This is a genomic window from Bdellovibrio bacteriovorus, assembly GCF_001592735.1.
Taxonomy (GTDB): domain Bacteria; phylum Bdellovibrionota; class Bdellovibrionia; order Bdellovibrionales; family Bdellovibrionaceae; genus Bdellovibrio; species Bdellovibrio bacteriovorus_D.
On the sequence record NZ_LUKE01000001.1, the window covers coordinates 59,901 to 84,375 of the forward strand.

Sequence of the window (24,475 nt, forward strand, 5' to 3'; positions counted from 1 at the left end):
ATCTCACCAATAAGAAGTTCCCCCGACAGTTCTATTTGTACTTGGAGAAAGCCACGTTGAGCCTCCACCCGTAAGAATATTCACCACCGGTGCTGTGACAAAATCTACAAGGGTTAAATTTAAATCCTTAACTAAGTTAGATAAAAGCGGCGGACTGACGCTCACGATTTTAAGGCCGCTCACACCCGACGCCACATAAAGCAGGTTGTTTCTAGCAAAAACGTGGTTCACCGAAATCCCAGAACCAAAACCGATTTTGCCCAAACGATTTAACGTTAAACTGTCACAACCATTGCTTAAGATATTAGCGTACTGCAAAGAATAAACCTGCACGCCGCCCTCACCGTTACCAGCATATAAAAGACCATTATCGATCGTGGCTGCATTCGTCACGTTACGTCCTGCGGGAACGGTGGCATCCGGATACGGAGTTTGCGTTTGTAAAACACGACCGTCGGTATTACACATAATCGAAAAACCACCATCACCAATAGCTGCCACGGTGAAATACACACCCGACTGCAAAGTCCCTTTAGATTCCGGAATCGTCGCCCCGCCTAGCGCTTTTGATACAGTGGGCGCTGGAGTTTGTCCGGTTGCCGATGTCGAGAGCGCCGCAGGGTTGTAAGCCAAGACGCGACCATTTTGCGCACCTAAAACCAACAAAGCGTTGGTGAAGGTCGGCATCGAAAGAGCCCGAGAGTCATAAATATTACTTTGCCCCAAAACCGTGTAGTTCGTGTTATTAACGATCGAAAGACCGCCGTTGTCCCCGGTAGAAACAAAGATAAAATTACTGGTAACCAAAACGGCATTGGCCACGTAACTTGGCAAATACACCAAGGCCGCCTCCGTCGTTGGCAATCCCGTGAGTGGATTTAAGTTTAAAACACGTAAATAAGAAGGGGGATTGATGTTATCACCTTGCGCACCTACTAAATAAAGTCGACTGCCATTGATCGCCATCGCATTCACGTTATATCCCGTGTATGTGATTAAGCTTTTAGATTTTGGAAAATAGGGGTTTGAGATGTCGATAACTTCTAAAGCCCCAACACGTGTGCTTCCTTGAACGTTGTAAGACACGTAAGCAAAATTTCCGCTAACCAAAGTCTGCGTCGCACCTAAAGTTAAGCCATTCACGACCGGAGCTGGCGCTGTCCCAATCAGAGTCATAGACAGACTTAAAAGACCACTGGCATTCACCAGATCAATCTTTGTGTTTTCAATTTGTATACGACCTGTATCAAGACTGCTATGCTCGCCCCAAAGCACCCCTGAACATCCCAAACTTAAACTTGCGATCGCAGCGATCAACGCTCGACGAATCATTTGACACCTCATCTCGCATTTTTTATCGGTAAAACTTGTTTAGTAATGCAGGAACTGAAGAAATCTTGAACAGTGGTGAGTCTCGCAAACCATTTCTCGAAATGAAACAGAGGTAAAATATTAATTTCACTCATCCTTCTTATTAGCCATCCGATAAGTATTAAGCTGGACTCATCAGGGGAGAAGAACAAATGCATAAAAGGCAAAAGTCTTTGTACGCTATCTTTTTGATCTTGCTGATGGTGCCTTTTCAAAACTGCGGACCTTCGTTTGAAGTCATTAAACAGTCCGACATGAATAGCGTGATGTCTGAAACCGATGTCCTAGTAAAAAAGGGCCAAGCCCTTTACGAAAAAAACTGCATGGGCTGCCACTCTCCCATGATTCAATCTACGAAAACAAATCGTTCAGCCACGAAAATCACTGAGGCCATTAATAACATTTCCCAAATGACTCATCTTAAGAGTTTAAGTGCAAGTGACATTCAAGCCATCGCCGTGGCTTTAGAGCGCCGTTCTGACGGAAATCCATTTACATGTCTGGCGGACCGATCCCCTTCCAACGATGCGCTTCGCCGCCTTTCGCGTGATGAATATCTCAACACCTTAAGTGATCTTTTTGAAGGGGCCGTGAGTTTAAGTGAACTGCAAGCTCAGGTGAATTTATTCCCGCTCGATGTAGGCGATGACGGTATGCCGTTTGATCGCGCGTCACGCACGGTGACTTCGGGTATCTTTAGTGCGCAAGTAAGCATCGCCGAAAAAGTGGGTGACTTGCTAGCGACGAATGCCACGAAAAGACAAAGAATCTATTCGGAATCTTGTTTCACGGCGAGCACGGTGACGGATGCCTGCGTAAATACCTTCGTCCAACGCTTTGGCAAAAAAGCCCTGCGCCGTCCAGTCACTGGTGGCGAGCAAAGTTTATTTCTAAATGCTTATCGCATTGGTGAAAATCACGCGGAGGGTTCACGCTATTTAACGCGTGTTTTGCTTTTGCATCCAAGCTTCCTCTATCACACTGAATTTAACGGCACTTTGGCCGAAGGAAAATCGGATCTTTATAATTTAAGTGCCTATGAGCTCGCCTCTCGTTTATCTTTTTTAATTACCGGCTCTATCCCTGATGCGGCTCTGACAGCCAAGGCGGATGATCAGTCGATTTTAAAAGCCGAAGTTTTATCTCAAGAAGCCACGCGGTTACTTGCGAGCAACAAAGCAAAATCAAGTTTTCGCCGCTTTTATCGCAAATACTTAGTGCTTGATAACTTAAAAGCACCGACTTACTCCGCCGCTTTCAGAGAAAGCATTTCCACGTCAAACTTAAATGAAGACGCCGTCGAAGAAATGCTTTCATTCACGGACTATATCACTTTGAATAATCGCCCCTTGCCTGAAATGCTCAACTCGCGCGTGGCTTTCGTTAAGTCGGCCAATCTTGCCAGCGTTTATGGTATTGCGCCCTCTTCCAGCGCCGATGGTCAAGTGACCTTGCCCGCCGGACGTGCGGGAATCATGACCCGTGTTGGATTTTTATTGTCAGGGAACGATACGACAAATCCTATTCATCGCGGCTTTGTCACCAGAAGTTCTTTACTTTGTGATGAGATCGGCTCTCCCGATCCGACAAAACTTCCACCGGGATCTTTAGAACATCCGCCTCTGGATCCCAACTTAAGCACTCGTCAACGTTGGACCGTAAAAACATCAGCGCCCGCTTGTATCGGTTGCCACAGTCAAATCAATCCCCTGGGTTTTGCCTTAGAAGGCTTTGACGGTATGGGCCGCGCGCGCGCGCAAGAAACCGTGTTTAACTCTTCAGGCACGGTTATCGCCCGCATCCCGGTGGACACCAAAGTCAGCCCGAATATTGCTAGCGAAAGTGAACGCGGCGTTGATGGAGGCAGTGAATTGTCCGCCGCCGTGGCCGAAAGTCAAAAATTCAACGCCTGTTTTGTAAAAAAATGGCATCAGTTTGCTATGCGCAAAAAAGTAGATCCACAAGATGGCTGCATGGCCTCACAACTTTATGAAGTTTTGCAGCGTCCTGACGGAACGCCTTTAGAAATGATTAAGTCTTTGATCAATCACCCCAACTTCCGCCAACGCCGGCAGAGTCTGTAGGAGATCCCAAATGAAATACAATCCCATCACTCGCCGGTATTTTCTTAAAGGCCTAGGTTCTGCGGTTGTGTACTTGCCGATCTTGTCTTCCCTTTCTCCACGGGAAGCTTTCGCGCAAACCCGGGCTCACAGCCGCTTTATCGTGATTGGACAAGATAACGGTTTTCATACGCCAAATTGGTTACCACCCACATCTAACAAATCACGCATGACTTTAAACGGAACCTTCCGCGAAATGCGCCTTACAGATGTGACCGGTCCCCAAACTGGAGCTATTTCAAATATCTTAGGTCCTGAGTTTTCATCTTTAAGATCAAAAATGATGCTGCTTGAAAACTTAGACACTGTTTGCCCCTGGACGCGGGGTCATCAAATGGCCACAATTTTATGTGGAAACTTCGGCCGTGTGTGGTCTGACGCCAAATATTTTGGACCGAGCATTGATCGCGTGATGGCCAGATCCTCAAAAATTTACCCGACCGCTTCAAAAATTGATGGCCTGCACTTGCGTGTCGAGCAATTACAATCAGAACCTGAAATTGATTTATCCTGGGATTACCGCAACGGCCAGATGGTCTTCCCCACCGTCTATGATCAACCGCAAGCCGCCTTTGACGCGATCTTTGGCACCCAAACCACGGGCAATGCTCAAGCCGCGCAAAAAGAAATTTTGCTGGTCGACCAAGTCAACGAACAGTTTAAGCTTTTACGCAACAATTCCCGCACCTCCAGTGCGGATAAAAAAGTACTCGATGAGCACATGGCGATGATTTTTGATCTACAAAAACGCTTAACGGCCTCCGCCCCGACTTGCACTCCGGGAACTCGTCCTTCACGCACTTATCGTAATTATGCTCCGGAAGATCGCTCGGCCCTGATTGATCTGCATACGCAAATTTTAGTCGCCGCGGTGAAATGCGGTCTGACTCGTATTGCGACTTTATCTATCTGTCGCGGAGTGGATGATCTCAATTACAACTCTTTAGTGGGTATTAATTTGCCTCACGGCTGGCATGAACAAAGTCATATCGACTATACCACGGCTGAAGTTTTAAAAATCTATCAGTTCTATTCAAAAAAAGTGGCGGCCTTACTCACCGCACTCGACGTTCCAGAATCGGGCACGGACGGCACTTACCTTGATAATTCGATCGTCCTCTACGGCAATGGACAGTCTGAAGGCGACCATCGCTATTCCAACCGTCCGACCTTGATTGCGGGTGGCGGCGCTGGCGCCATCAATATGAACAAATACATCGACTATGGGGGATTTAATAATGTCGCGGCTCCCTATGGACCGAACTATACGGGCCGCAATTACAATCAATTGCTGATTGCCATGATGCAGGCCATGGGCTTGTCAGAGGAAGATTATTATACATCCGACATGGTGGCTCGTGGTATTCAAGCGGGCTTTGGGGATGACCGTGCACCAAATAATTATAAATCAGATCGTCGCAATCCATTGCCCGGGATCTTAAAAGCGGCGTAAAGCTTTTTACATTAACCAAGGATGTTGTTAATTCTCATCACCTTCGCTATTTTTTTCCTATCTGGTTGCAGGTATCGTCTTTTAGAGAAAATTATCTCTATCATCTTCATCTAGAAAGGACATACTCCATGCCCACAAGAAGAACTTCCACCGAAAAACCAAGCCGCACCAAAGTCAAATCGCCCGTACTTCCGGAGCCAACACCCTCACCATCGCAAGATGAACGCAAAGCTTCGTTTTCAGAGATCAGCCCGGAACAACGGGAGCAGATGATTCGCGAAACCGCTTATTACTTGGCCGAAAAAGATGGCTTCCCCGGTAAAGACGATCAGTACTGGCAACAAGCCGAAGAACAAATTGATAAAATGTTAAAGGCTTAAAGTTCATCGTTCATTTACTCATTTCGGAGCGTGTTTTCAAGGCGCTCCGAACAGCCCTTGATCTAGATGCCAAAAAATTAGTATTTTTGAATATTTAGAATTCACGCAAGCCCGCCCACTTGACAATTTTTTTGAAATTCGCAAAATATTTTTAAGCCCCCACAGCGGGGTTTAAAAAAAATAACTGTTTCAGCTTCAACGCCAAATGAAAGGAGTAATTGGTTATGAAACAGCTAAATTCTCATCTCAATAATTCTCTAAAATTAAAAGCCCGTGATTTTTTAGAGCGCACCATCTTAGCTCTTGGCGCCACCGCTTTAATTGCGATTGCCACTGATGCTCACGCGCTAGTACGGCTTCTTTGACTTGCCCTGGGAGGCATCGTTATACTGGACCCTTACGAGGTAAAAAGTGTTGCGCATGCAGAGTAAACTCACCGAGTGGCAAACCCAGGGACTGATTTCCCAAGAACAGGTCGACGCGATTCATCGCTATGAAGAATCCTTACCAAGGATAAATTGGACGCAAATTGGTTTTTTAATAATGGGTGTTGGCACGGTGGCCTTGGGTCTTGTGGCTTTGATTGGCTACAACTGGCACTTGATTCCAAATGCCGCGAAGCTTTCGGTGGGTTTTGCGATTCTTTTTGGTTTAGCGTACTTGATTTACTCCCCCCAAGGTCGCACCTCCGTCGCCTTACAAAACGGATTGATTTCCTTTTTTGGCCTTTATTGTTTTGCGATGATTGGTTTGATTGCGCAGATTTACAACTTAAGTGGGCCCGGCTATCAGACCGGGCTTTTTTGGTCGGCTATCACCTTGTTGATAGTCACCTGTGCCAGCCACATTATCGTGCCCGCGTTTTGGACGCTTGTTTTTACAACGTCCCTTCTGTGGGGTTGTTATGAGTGGCCACCAGTAAAAGAAAACTTGGTGACGCATTTTAATTTCTTTTTGATTTTTCTTTTGGTCATAACCCTGACCAGTCGGAAGTTTTTTAAAGACACCGGTCTGCAAAACTGCCTTGAATATTCGACCCTCGTTTTTTGGGTTTTTGGGATATTGGCGGCGTCCCTGTCATTTGGAGCGAACTACAAACCTGGAGTGAGCTTCACGGCCATTATTCCACACCTGATTTTAAGCCTGGTGGCTTTAACTTTAGTACAGCTTTCCATCTTAAAGAAGATAGTTAAAACCATGTTCAGCATTATAATCATTTTGATGGCTATTTGTTCTTATTTAGATTTTCAAGTCATCCGCATGGACACCGTCCTTGCGCTCTTAGGAATTTTGGGATTGCTGGCTGGGGCGATCGCTTTTTACGCTGAAGGATGGCGTAAGATGTTCAACCTGATGATGGTCTTTATCGCCTTTAAAATCTTTGAAATTTTCGTACAAAACTCGACAGGGCTTTTAGCGACGGGTTTAGGCCTTTCAGCCGCCGGAGCTTTGGTTTTATTCGGTGTCTATGCTTGGAACAAAAATAAGGTCGTCCTTGAAAGCCGCTTGCAGGAGTTGATCAAATGAAGAAATTATTGCTGGCCTTAGCCATCCCCTGCTTAGCCCTTTTGTCGATGGCCGCTTATCATCAGACTCTGATTATGACCGCGCCCGAACATGAATTTGAAATTGAAGGGTATGATCCCCGCGATCTTTTATCGGGCCATTACCTGCAATTTAGAATCAAGTACCCGACAGAGATTAAATGTGAATATCCACAGCCTGCCCATATGTGTGTCAGCCCCACTGTTCGATTGATGACAGGAAATAATTTTGAAGGGTGTCGCCAGTGGATTACGGGCACGTGCAACTATGGCGTTTTTTCTGACAACCTGACCCGCTTTTATATTCCCGCAGATCGGGCCGCAATTTTAGAAGCCGCTGTGCAAAAAGGTCGAGCGACTGTCAAAGTCGCCGTGGCCCAAGGCAATGCCGTGATTAAAGATCTGCTCATCGACGGCAAAAGCTGGCAAAACATCAAATAGGCATTTTGATCCCACCATGTATTATGCCAAACTTGGCCGCAAAATATTGCGATCATAACAAGCTTTGCTCAAAATCGGGCCTAAGCTAGGAGGCTTGTCATGAGATCTTTTATTGTGGGACTACTTGTTTTTAGCATGACCTTTTTGAACTCTGTCAGTGGGTATGCCGCAGGCATCGTGACCTTACAAGAGTTGCAACAACAAAACCGCCTTGCCACGCAAGCTTTGCGTGAATTAGATCGCCCCGAAGTGCAAGCTCAACTTGCCGCTTTTGGGATTACTCCCGATGAAGCTAAAACTCGTCTGGCCGCTTTAAGTGATCAAGAAATCAAAGATTTGGTAAGCTCTCACACGGGTCAAAAAGCCGGTGGTGATATCGTTATCGGTCTGACGACGGTTCTTTTGATCATCATCATTATTTTGCTTTTAAGATAAAATGAAAATTTTAAGCCTGCTGTTGCCAGCCCTTTTACTTATGGGCTGCGCCACCAGCAAACATCGTTGGGCCCAAGATCTTACCGAGGAAGTTCCGCAAGAAAAGGTCTTGGATATTCCGTTCTTGGCCCAAGAAAAAAACATGTGCGGGCCGGTCGTTTTAAAAATGGCCACGAATTTTTCTGCACCTGAATACACTTTAAGCGATCTTAAAGAAATGACCTTTCGCGAAGAAGTCCAAGGCACGTTTCAAAGTGACATCCTTTCTGCCGCTCGTCGCATGGGCTTAACCCCTTACCGGGTTCCTTCATCCAGCGCGATGTGGAGTCAAATCCGTGATGGACGTCCCGTCATTGTTTTTCAAAACCTAGGGGTGTCATGGCTGCCGGCCTGGCATTTTTCGCTCTTAGTAGGATATGACTCGGTGAAAGACAAAGTTTACTTGCACACGGGCACCGAAGCCCTGCAAAGCATCGGGATTAAAAGATTTCAAAAAACCTGGGAGCGTGGCGGTTCATGGAGCTACGTGGTGACGGCCCCTGCAGATATTCCGGCCAACGCCTCTTTTGAAGAAGCCCTGCAAAACGCCATGCTTTTAGAAAAAATCGATCAGCAGAAACCAGCCGCTGAAGTTTATCAGCAAATGATCGTAAAATTCCCCACTCGCTTTGAACCTCACCTTGGATTAGCGCAAATCTATTACGCACAAGGAAACAAAAAAGCCGCTTTGAAAGAATCAGAAACCGCTTTAACAAAAAGTCCGGGTCATATTGCCTTGCTCTTTAATTTATCGATTTTATATTTTGAAAATGGCGCGCTGGAAAAAGCGCGAGAGCTAAAAAGAGAAACTCTGGCTCACGCCTCCCCTGAAGAGCGCGCCGCTTACGAGAATCGCTTTACTTTTTAGAAAATGAAAACCTAAAGTCCACCATGGCTTGCGCTTCGACCTGAAGATTTTTTAAGTAAGTGACAATTTCTTTCATGGCTTGAGCTTGATCCGCCCAGCTTACCGGCTTAGATAAAATCACCTGATCATAATCAGGTCCCGGATCCCAGCCTTCGCGGGCTTTAATAAAATCACGCGCGGTTGTACTTGAAGCTTTCGCAAAAGAGCTGTCTAAATTATCTTGAAACTGTTTTCTAAGTTCAGGGTCCAACTGAGGGTCTTGGGCCTGATAATAAGCGATCATAACGGCGATTTTTAAATTATAGGCTGGAAAGGCCGCTAAGGACTTGCCTGGGAGATACTGTATAAGCCCTCTCTCGGCATCAGTGAGTTCCCCGTAAAGCTCACCCCATTGCTGGTTCCAGTACAAAAGATCACGTGCGGTGGTATAATTTTTAGGATCTTGTAGCCAATTTTCTAAAGGACCGTACACCTTAAAAAACAATCCGCCTTGAGGGCCAGCAAGAAATGATTGATATTTTTTCTGGGTTTCAGAAAAATTCATTTGAGCAAAATCTTCTAGAGCCTTTTTTTGCAAAGAAACGGCTTCAGCTTCCGTGGTCCCAAAAAAATGAGAGAACTCGTGAATTATTAACGCCGCCAGTTCAGACTCGAAGTTACTTTTAGAAAGTTTTTTGCTAAGTAAAAGCGCACTGATACAAATCTGATTTTTTTGACTTGCATAGATGCTGCCATCTTTAGGCGTGCCGTTTTTATCAAAACAGGGCTCTGACAAACGAATCTCGATAGAGCCCTGCTTAAGAAGAACAACCAGTTGAGGGTTCAGGTCTGCTTGGTTTTTATAAATCCATGGAAAAACCCAAAAGCTCAACTCAGGGATTTTATCTGCAATTTCTTGAGCACTGACGTTAGAAGCTCCGAGAGAGTTTCCTCCGCCATCACTGACTCCACCTTGCCTTAAGGGATGGGCATCTGAGCGGATCGGCCCTAAAAAGGGTAACGTCACGAAAATCAAAACCAGCAAATGAGGGAATTTCATTACGGAGCCTCCGAATAAAAAGCTTTTCCCACCGCTCTATTGGCAGGTCAAGTCTGTTGGGCTGATAGAACCAGTTTTTTCATTTTGCGCATTAGAAAACTGCACCGCGAGTATCAATTTTTTCGGATTTTCTAAAACCAAAACCACCGCCGTCACATCACCACTGTCAGGACTTGTAATCAAAGCGGGTTGAGAACCATCCAAAGCCACCGGGCCTGCGTAATAAATGGGGTCACCCCCAGCCTCAAGCGTGAACTCGCCGTTGCGGGCCTGATCCACACTTAATTCAAGATTCAGGGTTTTATATAAAGGAAATGGCAGCATAGCAAAATGCACCCAGCCTTTGCCCGAACAATGAAGGGCACTCTTAGCGAACACTGGCGCTGCAAATACAGAAGCTAACAAACCTAGAAGAACTGCTTTTTTCATAAAGACTCCTTTTAGAAGGAACCTATTTCAGCTCAGAATTTAAGAATAGATTTTTTTATTGCAGTTAAACCACTATATTGGTAGTAACAATGCCAATAATGTCTAAGACGGTTTTTGATTTTGACTCTTACAAGAACTATTTGAATTTTCTCGTGGGACCACGAGAAAAGCGTGCGGGCTTGCGCTCCACCATGGCAAAGACGTTAAACTGTCAACCCACTTACGTTTCCCAAGTTCTATACGGCCATGCTCATTTAAGTTTAGAGCAAGGTGACAGCTTAAGTGACTACTTTGGGCATTCACGCGACGAAAAACATTTCTTTCTTTTGCTGATTCAAAAAGAACGTGCTGGCACCAAACGGTTAGAAGCATTTTTTGACGAGGAAATGCAGACCTTAAAAAATCGCCGTCTGGTTTTGACGGAACGCCTGGGGGCGAAAGGATCTTTAAATCAAGTTCAACAAGCAACCTATTATAGTTCTTGGCAATATGCCGCGATCCATATTGCGCTGACCATTCCTGATTTAAGACAGGTAACAAATTTATCTAAATTTTTTAATATCCCGCGAAAGCGTGTCGTGACGGTTTTGGATTTTCTTTGTTCCAGTGGTCTTGCCATTCAAAAAGGATCTGAATACCACGCCGGCAAAGTTCAAGTGCGTGTGGGAAACTCTTCCCCAGAAATTATCAAGCATCACACCCACTGGCGAATGCAGGCCATAGATTCTTTAGAGCGAGAAACTTTAAAGGAACTGCATTATTCCGGCATCGTCTCTTTAAGTAAAAAAGATGTTTTAAAAATCAAAGATCAGACCTTACAGTTCATTCAAGACGCTATCAAAGTCATTCGCGATTCCAAAGAAGAAGAGCTTTATTGCTTAAATATCGATTTTTTTAACGCTGGCAAAAACCCTGAGAAGATCACACTTGATGAACGATAGATTCCTGATTAAAGAAGAACAACCTTATATTCCGGAAGTTTTTTGGGCTCTTTCGGAGGTTCAAACATCTGCCAATACTGTTCTAAAAAATCAAAGTAGTCTTCAATTGTTTTCATTTTAGAACGTCCTTTATCTTTTTAATAACTTCCCACTCACCAAAAAGATCTGCATATTTTTTAACCCTGTTCAGGTCAAGCTGAGGAACGGCAAGCAGCTGTTGAATATCGGCTTTATCTTGAAGTTCGCGCGAAGGATCGTTTTTGTAAGCTTGAATTTTCAGACCAATTATATCTTCTGCCTTAAGCACGTAGACCCCTAGGGCAGAGTTTAATACCGCTTCTTTAAGCATTTCTTGGCTTAAAGGGCGATTGGCAAGAAGAATATCAATAAAACCCGGTCCACTAAATTGCAAAACTTCGGCCGATTCGTACTGGAGCTTATAACCTTTTTTGGACAGCAGCGCTTTGATCGCCTCTTTCTTCGTACCATCAGCAAGAAAATCGATGTCCGCCGTCGCACGATGATAACCATATACGGCTAAAGCAAAACCGCCAATCAACGCGTGAGCAATCCCATCGGCTTCTAAAATTGCATGCGCTTCATTAAGAGTTTTTCTAAGGTTGATCACTTTTAAATCCTACCAACGTCGTCCCGGAACATCAACCCGGAAGCTTTCAATAAATCCACCATCACGTTGCGTAACATAGACGGTTTTTCCATCAATGCCTCCAAATACAAGATTGGTTGGATGTTGGCCGTTGACGGAAATTTCTTGCACCAGTTCCCCTTGCGCAGAAATTTTGGCGATAACACCTTTGCGAATGCGCGCGACATAAATATTATCTTCGGCATCCACCTTAAGACCGTCAATTTCATGGCCTTTGAATTGGATTAACACTTCCGGATCCGTCAATTTATCGGCAATTTTAAAGCGATAGATTTTATTTGTACGAGAATCACCTAAAATGAGGGATCTTTCATCGGCACTTAAATCAATGCCGTTAAAAACTTCTTTTCCCTCATAGATCACCTCGGCTTCGCCGTTTTCAACACGCCAAATGCGACTGGATTTGTTTTTCCAGTTTGGATCTGACAAATAAAGCACTTCATTTTTAGACACGACAATGTCATTGGGCTGGCTCATACCGACGTTCTCGACATACGTTTCGACTTCTTTTGTTTTTGGGTCGATCGTCAAAACTTTGTGCCCGACATAATCAGCCACATAAATACGACCTCGCGGTGAAATCGCCGTGGCGTTCCCGACACTTCCTTGCGGCAAGCTTACAAACTTTTGACCCTGGCCTGACGGATTTACGATACCCACTGTTCCCTTTTCGCCAAAGTTCACCGCGAAGATATTTCCTTGCAGATCCACCGAAGGCCCTTCGATCCCAAAACCAAACTGGCCCATTTCTGATAACGGTCTGCTGATAAAAAGATCTTGGGGTATTTCAACAAAGCTTGACGGATTTCTTTGCCCCACACGCTCTAAATACTGCTCGCCCAAATAATATTTAGTTCCCGGCGCACAATCGCCGTTCATGTATTTTTTTGCTGGCTTATAAATTTCATAATAGCCGGGCATTTCTGACGGACGAGTATTGATCACTAATACTTCGTCTTTATTAGGAATCGCCCCGCAAGAGTTTTTATTGCGATCACGGATTTTCAAACTGGGTGAAGATTGCAGTTTGATACGGTACACGTCCCCCGGGATGATGGTTTTAATTAAAGTGTCTAAGTCCGCCACCACTTGGCGATAGCCGGCATCATTAGCTAAAAGATCAGCGGCATTCCCGGGCATAGGACGATCCACCCCCAAAGCGTGAGTGCGCTGATGGATGCGGCTTTCTTTTAAGTTTCCGGGTAAAAACCAGCTGTCTTGTTTAAGCATGTAATGCGCAACCGTGTGATCTTTTTCATCCTCGCCCATTTCTGGGGCTAAGTTAAAGTTGGAGTGACAACCCATGCAGTGACGCTCCACTAAGTTCTTACGAATGTTTGTTAAAAGCGCCGCATTTTTAGAAGACGCTTTAATCAAACCAATAAGTTCTTGGATGTCTTCCTCACTGCGGCTGTCGCAAGGTTCAGGCATGCGCACGGTGGGTGAATCATCTTTATCAATTCTTAAGATCGAAGCATTTTTATCTTCCACCACCCATAAAGAACCATCTTCAGCGACCGTCATCCCCACCGGTGCCCCTTGCGGGCGAACTCCCCCCACGCCGTACCATCCGGTGATCAGCTCTTCAAACTGCACGCCTTTGACGGATTGTTCAACGTCGGAAGTGACAAGCTTACGTCCACTGCAGTTTTGTCCGTAACTAAGAGCATTGGTATTGGCCACGGGAAAACCTTTGTCATCCACCCGCGCAAAAGCAATACGCGAACCTGTGGGCATATAACCATGCCATGTCACTAGCACCGTGCCTTTCAGCTCAGGAAAGCGGTCGGAGTTATAATATTTTAGATCCAGCGGTGAAGAATGCGGAGGAAACAACGTCAACGGTGGTTGATACGCGATCGATGCTTGGCCCGCACACAGATTTTTGTATTTGGTGTTTTTATTTAAGAAATCTTTAAAGTCCGGGCTGACACTGCGGTTGTTATAACAATACGGCCAACCATAGTTCATGCCCTTTTTAATCGAATTAAGTTCTTCATTTGGTTGTGCGGGATCCGGAAAATCCCGCGCATTTTCTCCTTGCAGGAAAGCATAACCTTCATTGGGATACATCGGATGAGTTAACATCGCGACACTGTTACGCAAACCCGTGGCTATCACTTCCATCGCGGGATTTTTATCCACCGCCGTGAGGGTTTTAAAAATCTTTCCCTGCTGTGGCGTGTATTTCCAAATCGCGGCGGTGGGCCGCGCTGATTCCGCCGCATAACAGCTTCCATCCGGACTTAAGTGCGCGCCACACGCATCCGTGGGTGCACCAATGTTAACGTAAATAGCGCCGTTGCGATCAAAGACGAATTGTTTTAAGGGATGAATGTTTTTAGCAATGGATTGTCCTGTCGGCATTGTAAAGGCCATGCCCGGCAGGTCTTTGATCACGACCTCCACAGTTTGCGCCGGCGTTCGTGAAAGTGGATTAAAGCGGAAGATCTTATCTTGAACGCCGACGTAAGCTTTACCATCGGGTCCAAATGCCAAGCCATGAGGGTAATCTAGTTTTTCTAAAAGGGTGCGCAAGGTGTATGTGCCACCTTCGCGTTTGATTAAGATAATGCGTCCATTATTACGAACCCAACCACCAAAATCGGCGAGTAAAAAATCTTTCGTCCCCGTGATTGGGACAATCGTGCGTGGAGCAATCAAACCCTGCTCTTGCCCAGCCACGATCCCGACACAATATCCTGAACGCGTGCTGATCGAAACGCGCGGTAATTTAACTTCGCCCTGCCCGCAAGTTTCTTGAGTAATTTTATAACCACTGATGTGACTGCCACTGGCGACAAAGCGAGACTTATTATCCCAACCGCCGACAAAGTCCGTTTCATAGTACGGAGATACGGCCTCACCACTAGCGAGCTCTTTTACAGGAGTCATTTTTGGGCCGGTGTGCGTGCAGGAAGCCAGGATAAAAATAGAGGCTAAAATCAGGTTCGTTTTTTTCATAAAGTCATCATTAGACGGGGTCGTTAACGGGTCATTAGATAATGCTGCGCTTCTTGGCACTGTCTAATGTTTTTACACCTTATAAGACACCTATTTGAGTCCTAGCGGTTAAGGAATTGCAGTGTTTTTAGGGTATATCGAGGTATTCATGAATTTCAGGTTTTTATTCATCGCTATCGCTCTTTTGACTCTGTCTGCCTGTGGTGACTCCGGCAGCAGTGCGCCCCCGGAAATTAAAGAATACGTGATCAAAGGCGACCCGGATGAGTTTATCGCAGGGGCCACGCTTGATACCACAAGCCCTTATAATGCCGACAACGTCCAACAGCTTAGCAATTATTCGCTGATTTCGCTGATTGAATTTGCGCAAAAAGGCGCGCCAGATAAATACACTTCAAAAGAAGAGTTACAGGAAAAGAACTCAAACAAAGAAACAGACACTGCTCCGGAAAGAAAAACTTACCGCTTAAATATTAAACCCGGCCCGGGCACAAAGTTTATCGGCACGGTCGAAAACCTAGGGGCAGAGTTTGAATTTACTCCTGATAACAACGGACACCTGCAACTCACCCAAGTAAAGGGCGATAAACAAACGATGGCGGTGAGAACCCTGCACTGGAGTCAAACCCCCGATAAATCCACTATCAGCATTCTTTTTTCCTATGAAAACGCAGACTCTGGTAAAGGGATCGCGGCCATTTACTTTAAAGCGGACTCTGTTCAAAAAAAGATTCCACTGTATGACAAAGTCTATCAATACCTAGCCGGAGCTGGTGTCGGCATTGCCTGGAATCAAGAAAAAACCTTAACGGTCAAATCCTGTGGTGCCAACGTCAATGAAGCTTGGGCAAAAATCGGTGTCGAAGCTTGGAGCAAAGCCTTAGGAAATCGCCTGAAGCTGAGTTATGAAAAATCCACCACCTACGCGCCTTTTAGTGATTTAAATCAGCGCTGCATTTATGCGTTAAATATTTACGACAAATCCCCGGGCAACGCAAACCTTGGGACCACGCCAAGTATTTTAGATCTAAACTCTGGCGAAATCATCGATAGCGATGTGATCATCTTTAATGCCGCCTTTAAAACTTTGGAACAGAAGTATAAAGATGCTGGTTACCAAGATCTTCAAGTCCAAAGCGCACTAAAAAAAGACGAAAGCATCACCTACACGCATGAGTTGGGTCATTTGCTAGGTTTGCACCATAAATTTGACGGAACTCAAAGTATTATGTCTTATGATTTTAACACCACGGTGTTAACAAATTACGACATCAAAGCTATTCAGACGCTTTATCCACGGGATGAGTACTCTGAGAGGACGAAGGTGACTTCGACGGGAAAGCCTCTAAATAAAAAGAAATAGCTCCCGCCGATACCTCAGTGCAAAATTTGGTTGCCGACGACGCTGATGGAATCTTCAATTTCTTCCGGGCTGGCATCGCGCACACTGATGGCTTCGATTTCAAAAATAAGATCTTGTCCCGCCAATGGATGATTACCATCAAGATAGGCAAAAGAATCCATCAGCTGCAAAATTTTATAAGTGCGCATCGTCCCTGTTTTACTGCGGATGGTAACGCTAGTGCCAACTTTGAAATTGTTGGGCAATTTATTTTTAGGAAAAAGAATAACTTTTTTTGGATCATATAATCCGTAAGCTTCTTCTGCGGATAAAGAGATAGAGCGGCGTTCGCCCTTACGCAAGCCTTGCAAACCTTCGGCAAGACCTTTTAATACAACACCCTCGCTTGTCGAGGAATTTAAAACATCACGATTAAACGTGGTGCTGATAACCTGTCCTGCTTTGTTCTTTAAAAGACAATTGAAGGAAATGACCTGAACACTCATGCGTTTCCTTTCGATAGATTGTGAACACCTATAAAGACAGAGAACTCACAAATAAGATAGTCCTAAAGCGACATTCTTAAAAGTTATGTAATATCTCGACGAAAAGCGGTCTTTAATGAGAATGCCTACGGCTCAAGTCGTTCTGGGACGATGTGGGTTTTATTTTTCAATAAAAGCATTCGGCTCTATCTATCGACGCGTGAATGTGGTCTTCTAGTTACACAAGTCGTTCACACAGTTCATTAGATGTCCTTTTGTCTTCTGCGAATGGCACCTGAAGCTTTCAAGGAGGCATATATGGGAAAAAAATTATACGTAGGAAACCTGTCTTTTAATGTTGATTCAAATCAATTAACAGACGCATTTTCAGAGTTCGGTACAGTCGATTCAGCAAATGTTATCACCGACCGTGATACAGGTCGCAGCAAAGGTTTTGCATTCGTTGAGATGTCAACAGATGGCGAAGCCCAAACTGTAATCCAAAAGCTAAATGGCATGGACCTTTCAGGCCGCGCCATGAACATCTCTGAAGCTAAACCACAAGCGCCTCGCGAAGGTGGTGGTGGCTACCGCGGTGGTTCTGGCGGACGTCGTTACTAAATTTTAAATTTCAAGAAACGTTGTTGTTTGCAGTGGTCGACCTAAAAAGTCGGCCATTGTTTTTTTATCTGGAATTGACTCATGGGCACCCCGTCACGTCTGGAATTTCGTTTTGCTGTAAGCAGTCCTTATAATAAGGCGAGCAACGCAAGCGCAGATGGAAATGCGTATCGTGTCCCGCGGTCGGCCAAAGGCGTCTTAGGATTTCTTTATCAATCGGGTTATTAATAATTCCGCGATCCTTCGCCCAGCCACATAAATACGCTTTAATAGTTGGATGCACAAATATCATATACACCGCAGGTAAAGACCGGCCGCCGACCTCCATCTCTTGTAAAATTAAAATGCGCCAGAAGTCCCAGTTTTTTTGCGGATCAAATTTTTCACTGACCGTGCCATCTGGATTTAAAACAGACCCATAGCGAGTTTGTCCCATGTAATAGACATCGCCATCGAGTCCATTTTGATGAGACTTGTGGGGACCATAGGCCCCGCCATGCTCTTGGGCGATACTGCCTATATGAATTTTATAATCGGGCGAAAAATATCTAACGTAAAAGGCACTGGCATTAGTTAAAAGTGAGATCATGATCCCCGCCCCCCAACTGGCGTCGGGCGAATTCACTCTGATAAAGCCATCCCCTTGTGCAGGCAAAAGCACTCCATTTTCTAAACTGCCATATTGGTAGCTGACGGTGCCGTCAGGATTACGAATCTCTCGGGTTTGTGCCGGACCGACAGCGTGCCCAGGACCGGTGAGATCCAACCATGGACTGTCTGCAAAGGTTGTGGAGGAAAAACTTATTATAAGGATGGCTGCAATCACACGCTTCATGCAGCCATATTACTTTAAAACTTGGACCTTTGGGGTTTCATCTGGGAAATGTGTTATCTACCAAAGTTTTGATTCCACCGAGAAATAAACAAACACTCCCCGCTCATGCTCTGTCGCTGAAGGCCCTAACCCTAAAATCGCGCCTAAACCGGGAACGATCTCGGTGTCTTCACCCACGTCAAAGGCGGTTCTGATTCCAGGCACCAAAAGATATGTGCTGGCGCTTTCTTTTTCCCCCTCACCGATCACGGACTCTTCGCCGTTCATGACAAACTCTAAAAGCAGATTGGTTTTGGGAGTGACGTTATAAACCGTGCTCGTGCCAAAGTTAAACCCGAATAAGGACGCTTTATTGTCTAAACTGTTTTTGGCATCCGGCGTATACGTAAAACCCATGTTCCAGTGATTTGTCCAACGATCATTGAGGGTGATCGATACCGATTGGTTGAACTGCATTCCGACAGCGCCGTTCCCTTGGCCTTTTTTATAATCACCCGTGGGAGTGATTAAAGAAATCCTGGGCGCCATGGCGATCATGTCGGTATTTACTAGTTGATAGCGATAATTTAAAAGCACGTCGCCCAGGCCGGTTTGCTCATCACCAGTTGCATCCATGGATTTTGCCACCGGAATGACGTAAGAAAACTGATGAGTCTGACCGCCCATAGGAATTTCATTCGTAAAAGAATAATTCCAATCTTTCGTCAGGTCAGACTGCTGCCAGCCCTGAATAAACTGCACCACGCCTGGATCTTGATTATAGGCTTCTTCGATAAGAAAAGAATTATCTTTCACCACCTCTGCCGCCAACGCCATCGATGCTGAACTTAAAATACCAAAAAGTCCTACAGCCAGAACGCCAAGATTCATATCGCCTCCACGCTATATCTATATCAGTTTTTCCCCGAATACTGACCGACAAATTTAATAAGCTGATCAAAATCAATGGGCTTAGTCAGGTAATCATCACAACCCACATTCAAACATTCTAATCGCACTTCATTCATCGCATGCGCACTTAAAGCGATAATCGGTTTTTCAAATCCGCGTTCACGCAATTTTTGGGTGGCCGTATAACCATCCATCACCGGCATCTGTAAGTCCATTAAGACAAGGTCGTAATTTCCCTGAAGAGCTTTTTCTATCCCCAACATGCCGTCACTAGCAAGATCGACGGTCGCATTTTGTTCAGTCAAAACTTTAGAAATAAGCTCTTGGTTATCCGGAGTGTCTTCGACCAACAAAACTCTCACTCCCGAGATATCTGTTGCCATCCCAGATTCATTTTTACGCGCACTTTCTTCAGCCGTGTTGCGACTTAAAGTTCCTGACGTCAGCGTGATTAAAAACGAACTGCCCTTGCCCTTCACAGATTTTTCTAAAACGACGTCGCCGTTTAAAGCGCGCGCCAGTTTTCTTGATAATGCAAGGCCCAAGCCCGTACCGCCAAATTTGCGTGTCACGGAATTATCGGCCTGACAAAAGACTTGAAATAGTTTTTTCTGATCCTCAAGTGCGATACCTTCGCCGGTGTCTTCCACTCTAATGCCTACAGCCGCTCGTCCGGATTCATTTTTTTCGGCCAAAAGCGTGACCTTGACATCACCTTCAATGGTGAACTTCACGGCGTTGCCGATGATGTTCGTCAGGATTTGTCGCAACCTTAAGGGATCAGTCACGATCTTGGCAGGAACATTGTCTTTCACCGTCAAAGAAAGCTTAATTCCTTTTTCTTTGGCATTCAGACTTAAAAGTGACATGACTTCTTCGGTGACGGCTCTTGGGTCAGTTTCTAAGTTTTCAACTGTAAACTGCCCGGACTCCACTTTAGAAATATCTAAGATGTCATTAATGATATGAGACAGCTGATGCCCGTTGCGAGTGATGACGTTGGCATACGACAAGCGCTCTTCATCGGAAATGGTTTCATCCTTGAGTAAATCGGCAAACCCAATCATTGCGCCCAACGGCGTTCTTATTTCATGGGACATATTAGCTAAGAAGGAGGACTTCAGCTCATTGGCTTTTTCGGCGGCCTCTTTAGCTTGGCGCAAGTCCTCTTCATAGGCGCGCTGCTGACTGACGTCTAAGGTGATCCCGTCAAAACGAATCGCTTCACCGGCGTCGTTATAATCCGTCCAACCGATGGCGCGAATATATTTAATGTCGTTAGGATTTTCAGGATTCACCGTGCGGTAAACCACATCATACGGCGTTTTATTTTGGATCGAGGTTTCAATAGCCAAACGCGCGGGCTCACGATCTTCGGGGTGAATGATTTCATAAAAGGTCTCAATCGTAACGTAGGCATCTGGCGGTAAAAAGAAATGTCCTTTAACTTCTTTATTCCAGATCAGATCTGAAAACGGCAGATTGCAATACCAAACACCAAGGTCGGTGGCTTCGGCTGACCGAGAAAAGCGAGTTTCTAGCGCAGCTAAATTAATTTCGGCATTTTTTCTGGCCGTAACATCCCAAATCAAGCCGGAAAGCTGATAAGGCTGTCCACGAAAATCATACCGTGCGCGGCCCCGGGCATTGATCCAACGGATCTCACCGTCGGGACGAATGATCTGATATTCATCATTATACAAAGATCCCGAAGCAATGGCGTCTGCTAAAACTTCGCGCGCCTGTTCCCGAAAATCGGGATGAATAAATTCATCAATCGCGGCATCAGACGTGTCATAGGTTTTTGCAAAGCCAAAGATACTACGAGCCTCTTCGCTTAAAACCACATGACCTGAAGGTAAAGCCACCGTCCACATCCCCATGTTGGCACTGGATAAGGCAAACTTTAGTTTTTCTTCACTCTGTTCAACGGCGCGATGGGTGGACATCAAGTCATCTTGCCAATGAAGTTGAATGTCTTTAGCCACCTGCAAATCGAGATAATATTTAAGCTTCGTTACCAAAATACGCGGAGAGATCTTGGCACATACGATATCCGTCGCCCCCGATTCATAGGCGATAACTTCATGATCTTGATCCATAGGTTTTTGGGTGACCAGAATCAAAGGGACTAATCCGCTTAAAGATCTTAGTTGTTTAAGAGTTTTAAAATCATTTTCTTCTAGCACCTGATAACACAATAAAATGGCGGCAAAGTCCGACGTCGCCAATCGTTTAAAAACATCCGTCGCAGATTCGGCATAAGAGATATTAAATCCGGAATGACTGAACTCCGGTTGGGCGCAAATTTTTTTGCCCAGCTCTCCGACGGCAAGAACTTGCGGCGAGATTTTTTTCAGATGAGGGGTGACATACGTAAAATCCAAAAAATAGCTTTCACCGGTGCGAGGTTTAAAATATTTAAGCTGCCACGGATATTAGCCATAAGCTTCAATTTACTGCATTAAAAAAACTCCACGTTCTGCAAAATCTTGTTTAATCTGTCGCCAGACAACTCGCCGCACAAACTAAGGGAGCCTATCGCCACGTGTTGGGCCAAAAGGTCCTGGAATTCTCGCCTAAGAGCGAGTTTTTTCCTCTAAATCTGGTTTAATCCAGCCTAATAATCCAGCCTCGAAAACTCGCGTCAAAAACCGATAAAAAGATGAGCATCATAAGAATGAAAAATGGGCGAGGGAATGCATCAATGAATTCTGAAAAAAAGGGAAGCATTGCGGGTAAATCGGATCGACGTTTGGTGGTGGGCCTTATTTCCGCTATTTTCGGTTTGATCTTTATTGGTTTCTTCGTACAAAAAGGACTTCAAGATATTCGCACGGTCAGTGACTCTCGAACTGAAGCTCGCGAAAACTCCTTTAAGTTAAAAACTCTTTTTAATCTTTTAGTTCAAGCCGAATCCGGCCAACGGGGCTATTTGCTTACCGGCGAAAGAAAGTATCTTGAACCCTATTATGACTCGTTAAAAAGGGTTCCCGCGGCACTGGAAGAATTGACCGTGCACCTTGAAAAACAGGACATGCAAACCGCACGCTTCACCGAAGCCAAAGACCTTGTTCACAAAAAATGGGCGGAACTTGCAAAAACTATTGAACTTAAGCATGCCGGTAAAGCGAGCGCGGCTTTGCATTTGGTGGAAACGGGTGAAGGTAAAGCCTTAGCCGATAAGATCCTAACCATCTTTCAAACGATGGAACAAGAACAGCAAAGACAAATTGAAGCTTATACCAATAAAATCAACTTCATTATTGAGCGCGCCAAGTATGTAGTTTTAGGCGGAAGTGCCTTTGCCATTTTGTTGGTGATCATCTTTTCTTGGATATTAGACAGCAATCAAAGACAACGTGCGGTCACGAACCTGGCCTTAGAAAAACGTCGAGAGATGTCGCAAAAAATGATCGAGATGCAAAATAAAATTGCGACGGCTCCGCTTAACTCTGATTCTTTAATGAACCTAGTTGCCGAGCTTTCTTTAGATCTTACTCAGGCCGACGGTTCTTTAATCGAAATTCATGAAGGTGATCATCTCATTTATCGCCATGTCGCCGGAGCTGCGACGGGATTTCTGGGGATGAAAGTAAATCGCCTCAACAGCTTTTCAGGCTTATGCTTAGAAATGGGCGCGACGCTAGTTTGTCATGATTCCGAAATCGACAATCGCGTGGACCGTGAGGCGTGCCGTCGCGTGAACTTAAGATCCATGATTGTATCTCCTTTACAATACCAGGGTCAAAACATCGGCGTGTTGAAAAATTATTCTGCTAAGGCTCATTATTTTGACGAAGACACCGCAAATTCAATTTCGGTGATCACCGCATTATTGTCTTCAGCCCTAGGGCAAGCCCGCGAATTCGAAGAAAAGAATGCGGCCATCCGCGACCTGCAAAAAACTAAGAGCGAACTGACGGTATCCAGAGACGTGGCGCAATCCGCAACCGAAGCTAAATCAAGATTCCTAGCCAGCATGAGCCACGAAATCCGCACCCCTTTAAACGGTATCTTAGGAATGAGTGGGATCTTGCTGGATGGACAGCTTTCAGCCGAACAACGCGACTATGCCAATACCATCAAAGTTTCCGGTGAATCGTTATTACGTCTGGTGAACGACGTGCTTGATTTTTCTAAAATCGAAGCCGGAAAATTGGAATTTGAAAACGTTGATTTTGGCCTGGTCAGTACTCTGCAAGATGTGATGAAGTCTTTTGGTTTTGCCGCTCGCCAAAAAAATTTGAAAATAAATTTAAATATTGATTCAGGCGTGCCCCACCTCATTAATGGCGACCCCGGGCGCATTCGGCAGATCGTGATGAATCTTATCGGGAATGCGATTAAATTCACCCCGGAAGGAGAGATTTCCCTGAATGTGAAATCCCAGGACTTACCGCGTGACAAGGTTCAATTGCGCTTTGATGTGCGTGACACCGGTATCGGGATTTCTCAAGAAGCAATCGGAAGTCTTTTCCAAGAATTCGTGCAAGCAGATACCTCGACGACAAGACGCTATGGAGGCTCAGGTTTAGGTCTATCAATTTGTAAGGGGTTGGTTGAAAAGATGTCCGGCTCTATTGGTGTAGAATCCGAGGAAGGCAAAGGCTCTAATTTTTGGTTTACGATTGTGGTGCCAAAGGGATTGAATGCTCAGACCTCTTCCACGGAAGCCGCCCCGGTCCCAAATACGCCGACAAAAGCTTGGCGCATTTTGGTGGCTGAAGACAATCAGGTGAATCAATTAGTCATCAGTAAAATCTTAGAAAAGATGGGTTACCGCGCTGACGTCGTCGCTAACGGCAAAGAGGCCATCGAAGCCTTACAAAATCGTCCCTATGATTTGGTTTTAATGGATTGCAATATGCCCGAAATGGATGGCTTTGATGCGACACATTTTATTCGCACCAATAAGTCTATCCCGAATAACCAGATCCCTATTATCGCCATGACCGCCAATGCAATGCCGGCCGATCGCCAGCGCGCCCTTGATTCCGGGATGAGCGATTATCTTTCAAAGCCCTTAGATCTTAAAAAAGTGGGCGCCGTTCTTACTAAATGGTTTGAACGAATTGAAGCCGACGCGAGCCGATCGGCTTAAGGCGCGTCAGATTTTCCTTCGGTGTCTGCATCAGCGTCTTCGGAAGCCGCGTGAGGTGCGTCGTCGTCCGCTTCGTCATCGGGCGGAAGTTCAACCTTAGGGGTTTTCTTCTTTTCTTCCTCCAGGGACGAAGGCGTTTTTGCTAAGACCGAATTGCAGGAAGCTTTAGCTCTAAAGAAATGCTTCCACATTTCTCCTTCGATTTTTCCTTTTAATTCAGGATCTTGAAGTTCAGAGCCCATGTATGAAGAGTATTTATTGAACTCTTTAATGCGTTTAAGTCTTGGAATTTTACGTTCCCCGTCGCATTCGCCTTGAGAGGCTTTGCCGCCTTCAGCAATAAAACTAAATGCTTTCGGTGGAGATCTTTTTCGGGCGTGGGCGAACGAACCTGGATTTAAAACAGGTTGAAGAAGTAAGACACACGCAACAGCAATAATTTTTTTAAATGTAGAATTCATAACAAAAATGCTAGCAGGAAAATACGAGCGAAGAAAACGAAA

General features: G+C 45.2%; 22 protein-coding genes. 12 read left to right on the plus strand and 10 right to left on the minus strand.

What is annotated here, in order from left to right; all coding sequences use genetic code 11:
- Positions 1–3 precede the first annotated feature (3 nt).
- Positions 4–1,332 (minus strand): hypothetical protein, encoded by a 1,329-nt coding sequence (locus AZI86_RS00275; protein ID WP_061833095.1) that lies wholly within the window; start codon positions 1,330–1,332, stop codon positions 4–6.
- Positions 1,333–1,523: 191 nt separating this feature from the next.
- Between AZI86_RS00275 and AZI86_RS00280 the strand changes: the two genes are divergently transcribed.
- The 8 genes from AZI86_RS00280 to AZI86_RS00310 all read left to right on the plus strand — a co-directional run bounded on the left by AZI86_RS00280 (position 1,524) and on the right by AZI86_RS00310 (position 8,654).
- Entirely contained in the window at positions 1,524–3,455 is a 1,932-nt protein-coding gene (locus tag AZI86_RS00280; protein ID WP_061833096.1) for a DUF1592 domain-containing protein, read from the plus strand.
- 10 nt (positions 3,456–3,465) lie between these two features.
- The gene (locus AZI86_RS00285; protein WP_061833097.1) at positions 3,466–4,947 is read left to right on the plus strand and encodes a DUF1552 domain-containing protein; all 1,482 of its coding nucleotides are present in this window, start codon (positions 3,466–3,468) and stop codon (positions 4,945–4,947) included.
- 128 nt (positions 4,948–5,075) lie between these two features.
- The gene (locus AZI86_RS00290) at positions 5,076–5,327 is read left to right on the plus strand and encodes a DUF2934 domain-containing protein (protein WP_061833098.1); all 252 of its coding nucleotides are present in this window, start codon (positions 5,076–5,078) and stop codon (positions 5,325–5,327) included.
- Positions 5,328–5,551: 224 nt separating this feature from the next.
- Positions 5,552–5,692 carry a hypothetical protein gene (locus AZI86_RS19130; protein WP_157684579.1) on the plus strand — a complete coding sequence of 47 codons (141 nt, stop codon included), beginning with the start codon at positions 5,552–5,554 and terminating at the stop codon, positions 5,690–5,692.
- Positions 5,693–5,747: 55 nt separating this feature from the next.
- Complete coding sequence (locus AZI86_RS00295) at positions 5,748–6,854, plus strand: DUF2157 domain-containing protein (RefSeq protein WP_061833099.1); 1,107 nt, start codon at positions 5,748–5,750, stop codon at positions 6,852–6,854.
- Positions 6,851–7,312, plus strand: a complete 462-nt coding sequence (locus AZI86_RS00300) for a GDYXXLXY domain-containing protein (protein ID WP_061833100.1) — start codon at positions 6,851–6,853, stop codon at positions 7,310–7,312. Before AZI86_RS00295 ends, AZI86_RS00300 begins: the two co-directional genes overlap by 4 nt.
- Positions 7,313–7,411: 99 nt before the next feature.
- Complete coding sequence (locus AZI86_RS00305) at positions 7,412–7,747, plus strand: PA2779 family protein (protein WP_061833101.1); 336 nt, start codon at positions 7,412–7,414, stop codon at positions 7,745–7,747.
- 1 nt (position 7,748) lies between these two features.
- Positions 7,749–8,654 (plus strand): PA2778 family cysteine peptidase, encoded by a 906-nt coding sequence (locus tag AZI86_RS00310; protein WP_061833102.1) that lies wholly within the window; start codon positions 7,749–7,751, stop codon positions 8,652–8,654.
- Here AZI86_RS00310 and AZI86_RS00315 read toward each other — a convergent pair.
- Both AZI86_RS00315 and AZI86_RS00320 read right to left on the minus strand, forming a co-directional pair.
- Positions 8,644–9,693 carry a hypothetical protein gene (locus AZI86_RS00315; protein ID WP_061833103.1) on the minus strand — a complete coding sequence of 350 codons (1,050 nt, stop codon included), beginning with the start codon at positions 9,691–9,693 and terminating at the stop codon, positions 8,644–8,646. The genes AZI86_RS00310 and AZI86_RS00315 overlap by 11 nt on opposite strands.
- A gap of 36 nt (positions 9,694–9,729) precedes the next feature.
- A complete protein-coding gene (locus tag AZI86_RS00320; protein ID WP_061833104.1) occupies positions 9,730–10,122 on the minus strand; it encodes a hypothetical protein in 393 nt (130 codons plus the stop codon).
- Between the two features lie 98 nt (positions 10,123–10,220).
- Here AZI86_RS00320 and AZI86_RS00325 point away from each other — a divergent pair, with 98 nt between their 5' ends.
- Complete coding sequence (locus AZI86_RS00325) at positions 10,221–11,063, plus strand: TIGR02147 family protein (RefSeq protein WP_061833105.1); 843 nt, start codon at positions 10,221–10,223, stop codon at positions 11,061–11,063.
- A gap of 112 nt (positions 11,064–11,175) precedes the next feature.
- On the opposite strand, the gene AZI86_RS00330 is transcribed toward AZI86_RS00325, so the two are convergent.
- Positions 11,176–11,691 carry a DUF6036 family nucleotidyltransferase gene (locus AZI86_RS00330; protein WP_061833106.1) on the minus strand — a complete coding sequence of 172 codons (516 nt, stop codon included), beginning with the start codon at positions 11,689–11,691 and terminating at the stop codon, positions 11,176–11,178.
- A gap of 9 nt (positions 11,692–11,700) precedes the next feature.
- Positions 11,701–14,694: an SMP-30/gluconolactonase/LRE family protein gene (locus AZI86_RS00335; RefSeq protein WP_061833107.1), complete on the minus strand. Its 2,994-nt coding sequence runs from the start codon at positions 14,692–14,694 to the stop codon at positions 11,701–11,703.
- 148 nt (positions 14,695–14,842) lie between these two features.
- Here AZI86_RS00335 and AZI86_RS00340 point away from each other — a divergent pair, with 148 nt between their 5' ends.
- Positions 14,843–16,057 carry a matrixin family metalloprotease gene (locus tag AZI86_RS00340; protein ID WP_061833108.1) on the plus strand — a complete coding sequence of 405 codons (1,215 nt, stop codon included), beginning with the start codon at positions 14,843–14,845 and terminating at the stop codon, positions 16,055–16,057.
- Positions 16,058–16,071: 14 nt separating this feature from the next.
- On the opposite strand, the gene AZI86_RS00345 is transcribed toward AZI86_RS00340, so the two are convergent.
- Complete coding sequence (locus tag AZI86_RS00345) at positions 16,072–16,542, minus strand: FKBP-type peptidyl-prolyl cis-trans isomerase (protein ID WP_061833109.1); 471 nt, start codon at positions 16,540–16,542, stop codon at positions 16,072–16,074.
- 297 nt (positions 16,543–16,839) lie between these two features.
- Here AZI86_RS00345 and AZI86_RS00350 point away from each other — a divergent pair, with 297 nt between their 5' ends.
- A complete protein-coding gene (locus tag AZI86_RS00350; protein WP_061833110.1) occupies positions 16,840–17,142 on the plus strand; it encodes an RNA recognition motif domain-containing protein in 303 nt (100 codons plus the stop codon).
- 79 nt (positions 17,143–17,221) lie between these two features.
- On the opposite strand, the gene AZI86_RS00355 is transcribed toward AZI86_RS00350, so the two are convergent.
- From AZI86_RS00355 to AZI86_RS00365, 3 genes are read right to left on the minus strand one after another with little or no spacing between them, the layout of a single operon-like run.
- A complete protein-coding gene (locus tag AZI86_RS00355; protein WP_061833111.1) occupies positions 17,222–17,977 on the minus strand; it encodes a penicillin-insensitive murein endopeptidase in 756 nt (251 codons plus the stop codon).
- A gap of 57 nt (positions 17,978–18,034) precedes the next feature.
- Positions 18,035–18,847 carry a hypothetical protein gene (locus AZI86_RS00360; RefSeq protein ID WP_061833112.1) on the minus strand — a complete coding sequence of 271 codons (813 nt, stop codon included), beginning with the start codon at positions 18,845–18,847 and terminating at the stop codon, positions 18,035–18,037.
- A gap of 23 nt (positions 18,848–18,870) precedes the next feature.
- Positions 18,871–21,255: a response regulator gene (locus AZI86_RS00365; RefSeq protein ID WP_061833113.1), complete on the minus strand. Its 2,385-nt coding sequence runs from the start codon at positions 21,253–21,255 to the stop codon at positions 18,871–18,873.
- A 320-nt stretch (positions 21,256–21,575) separates the two neighbouring features.
- On the opposite strand from AZI86_RS00365, the gene AZI86_RS00370 reads away from it, so the two are divergent.
- Positions 21,576–23,972 carry a response regulator gene (locus AZI86_RS00370; RefSeq protein ID WP_061833114.1) on the plus strand — a complete coding sequence of 799 codons (2,397 nt, stop codon included), beginning with the start codon at positions 21,576–21,578 and terminating at the stop codon, positions 23,970–23,972.
- Here the strand turns inward: AZI86_RS00370 and AZI86_RS00375 are convergent.
- Positions 23,969–24,433, minus strand: a complete 465-nt coding sequence (locus tag AZI86_RS00375) for a hypothetical protein (protein WP_061833115.1) — start codon at positions 24,431–24,433, stop codon at positions 23,969–23,971. The genes AZI86_RS00370 and AZI86_RS00375 overlap by 4 nt on opposite strands.
- Positions 24,434–24,475 lie beyond the last annotated feature (42 nt).

Bases quoted from the DNA above. Each gene is read 5' to 3' on its own strand.
- AZI86_RS19130 (WP_157684579.1), top strand. From the start codon at position 5,552: ATGAAACAGCTAAATTCTCATCTCAATAATTCTCTAAAATTAAAAGCC.
- AZI86_RS00300 (WP_061833100.1), top strand. From the start codon at position 6,851: ATGAAGAAATTATTGCTGGCCTTAGCCATCCCCTGCTTAGCCCTTTTG.
- AZI86_RS00350 (WP_061833110.1), top strand. From the start codon at position 16,840: ATGGGAAAAAAATTATACGTAGGAAACCTGTCTTTTAATGTTGATTCA.
- AZI86_RS00345 (WP_061833109.1), bottom strand. From the start codon at position 16,542: ATGAGTGTTCAGGTCATTTCCTTCAATTGTCTTTTAAAGAACAAAGCA.
- AZI86_RS00325 (WP_061833105.1), top strand. From the start codon at position 10,221: ATGTCTAAGACGGTTTTTGATTTTGACTCTTACAAGAACTATTTGAAT.
- AZI86_RS00290 (WP_061833098.1), top strand. From the start codon at position 5,076: ATGCCCACAAGAAGAACTTCCACCGAAAAACCAAGCCGCACCAAAGTC.
- AZI86_RS00285 (WP_061833097.1), top strand. From the start codon at position 3,466: ATGAAATACAATCCCATCACTCGCCGGTATTTTCTTAAAGGCCTAGGT.
- AZI86_RS00305 (WP_061833101.1), top strand. From the start codon at position 7,412: ATGAGATCTTTTATTGTGGGACTACTTGTTTTTAGCATGACCTTTTTG.
- AZI86_RS00340 (WP_061833108.1), top strand. From the start codon at position 14,843: ATGAATTTCAGGTTTTTATTCATCGCTATCGCTCTTTTGACTCTGTCT.
- AZI86_RS00370 (WP_061833114.1), top strand. From the start codon at position 21,576: ATGAATTCTGAAAAAAAGGGAAGCATTGCGGGTAAATCGGATCGACGT.
- AZI86_RS00355 (WP_061833111.1), bottom strand. From the start codon at position 17,977: ATGAAGCGTGTGATTGCAGCCATCCTTATAATAAGTTTTTCCTCCACA.
- AZI86_RS00280 (WP_061833096.1), top strand. From the start codon at position 1,524: ATGCATAAAAGGCAAAAGTCTTTGTACGCTATCTTTTTGATCTTGCTG.
- AZI86_RS00275 (WP_061833095.1), bottom strand. From the start codon at position 1,332: ATGATTCGTCGAGCGTTGATCGCTGCGATCGCAAGTTTAAGTTTGGGA.
- AZI86_RS00295 (WP_061833099.1), top strand. From the start codon at position 5,748: ATGCAGAGTAAACTCACCGAGTGGCAAACCCAGGGACTGATTTCCCAA.
- AZI86_RS00310 (WP_061833102.1), top strand. From the start codon at position 7,749: ATGAAAATTTTAAGCCTGCTGTTGCCAGCCCTTTTACTTATGGGCTGC.
- AZI86_RS00335 (WP_061833107.1), bottom strand. From the start codon at position 14,694: ATGAAAAAAACGAACCTGATTTTAGCCTCTATTTTTATCCTGGCTTCC.
- AZI86_RS00320 (WP_061833104.1), bottom strand. From the start codon at position 10,122: ATGAAAAAAGCAGTTCTTCTAGGTTTGTTAGCTTCTGTATTTGCAGCG.
- AZI86_RS00360 (WP_061833112.1), bottom strand. From the start codon at position 18,847: ATGAATCTTGGCGTTCTGGCTGTAGGACTTTTTGGTATTTTAAGTTCA.
- AZI86_RS00375 (WP_061833115.1), bottom strand. From the start codon at position 24,433: ATGAATTCTACATTTAAAAAAATTATTGCTGTTGCGTGTGTCTTACTT.
- AZI86_RS00315 (WP_061833103.1), bottom strand. From the start codon at position 9,693: ATGAAATTCCCTCATTTGCTGGTTTTGATTTTCGTGACGTTACCCTTT.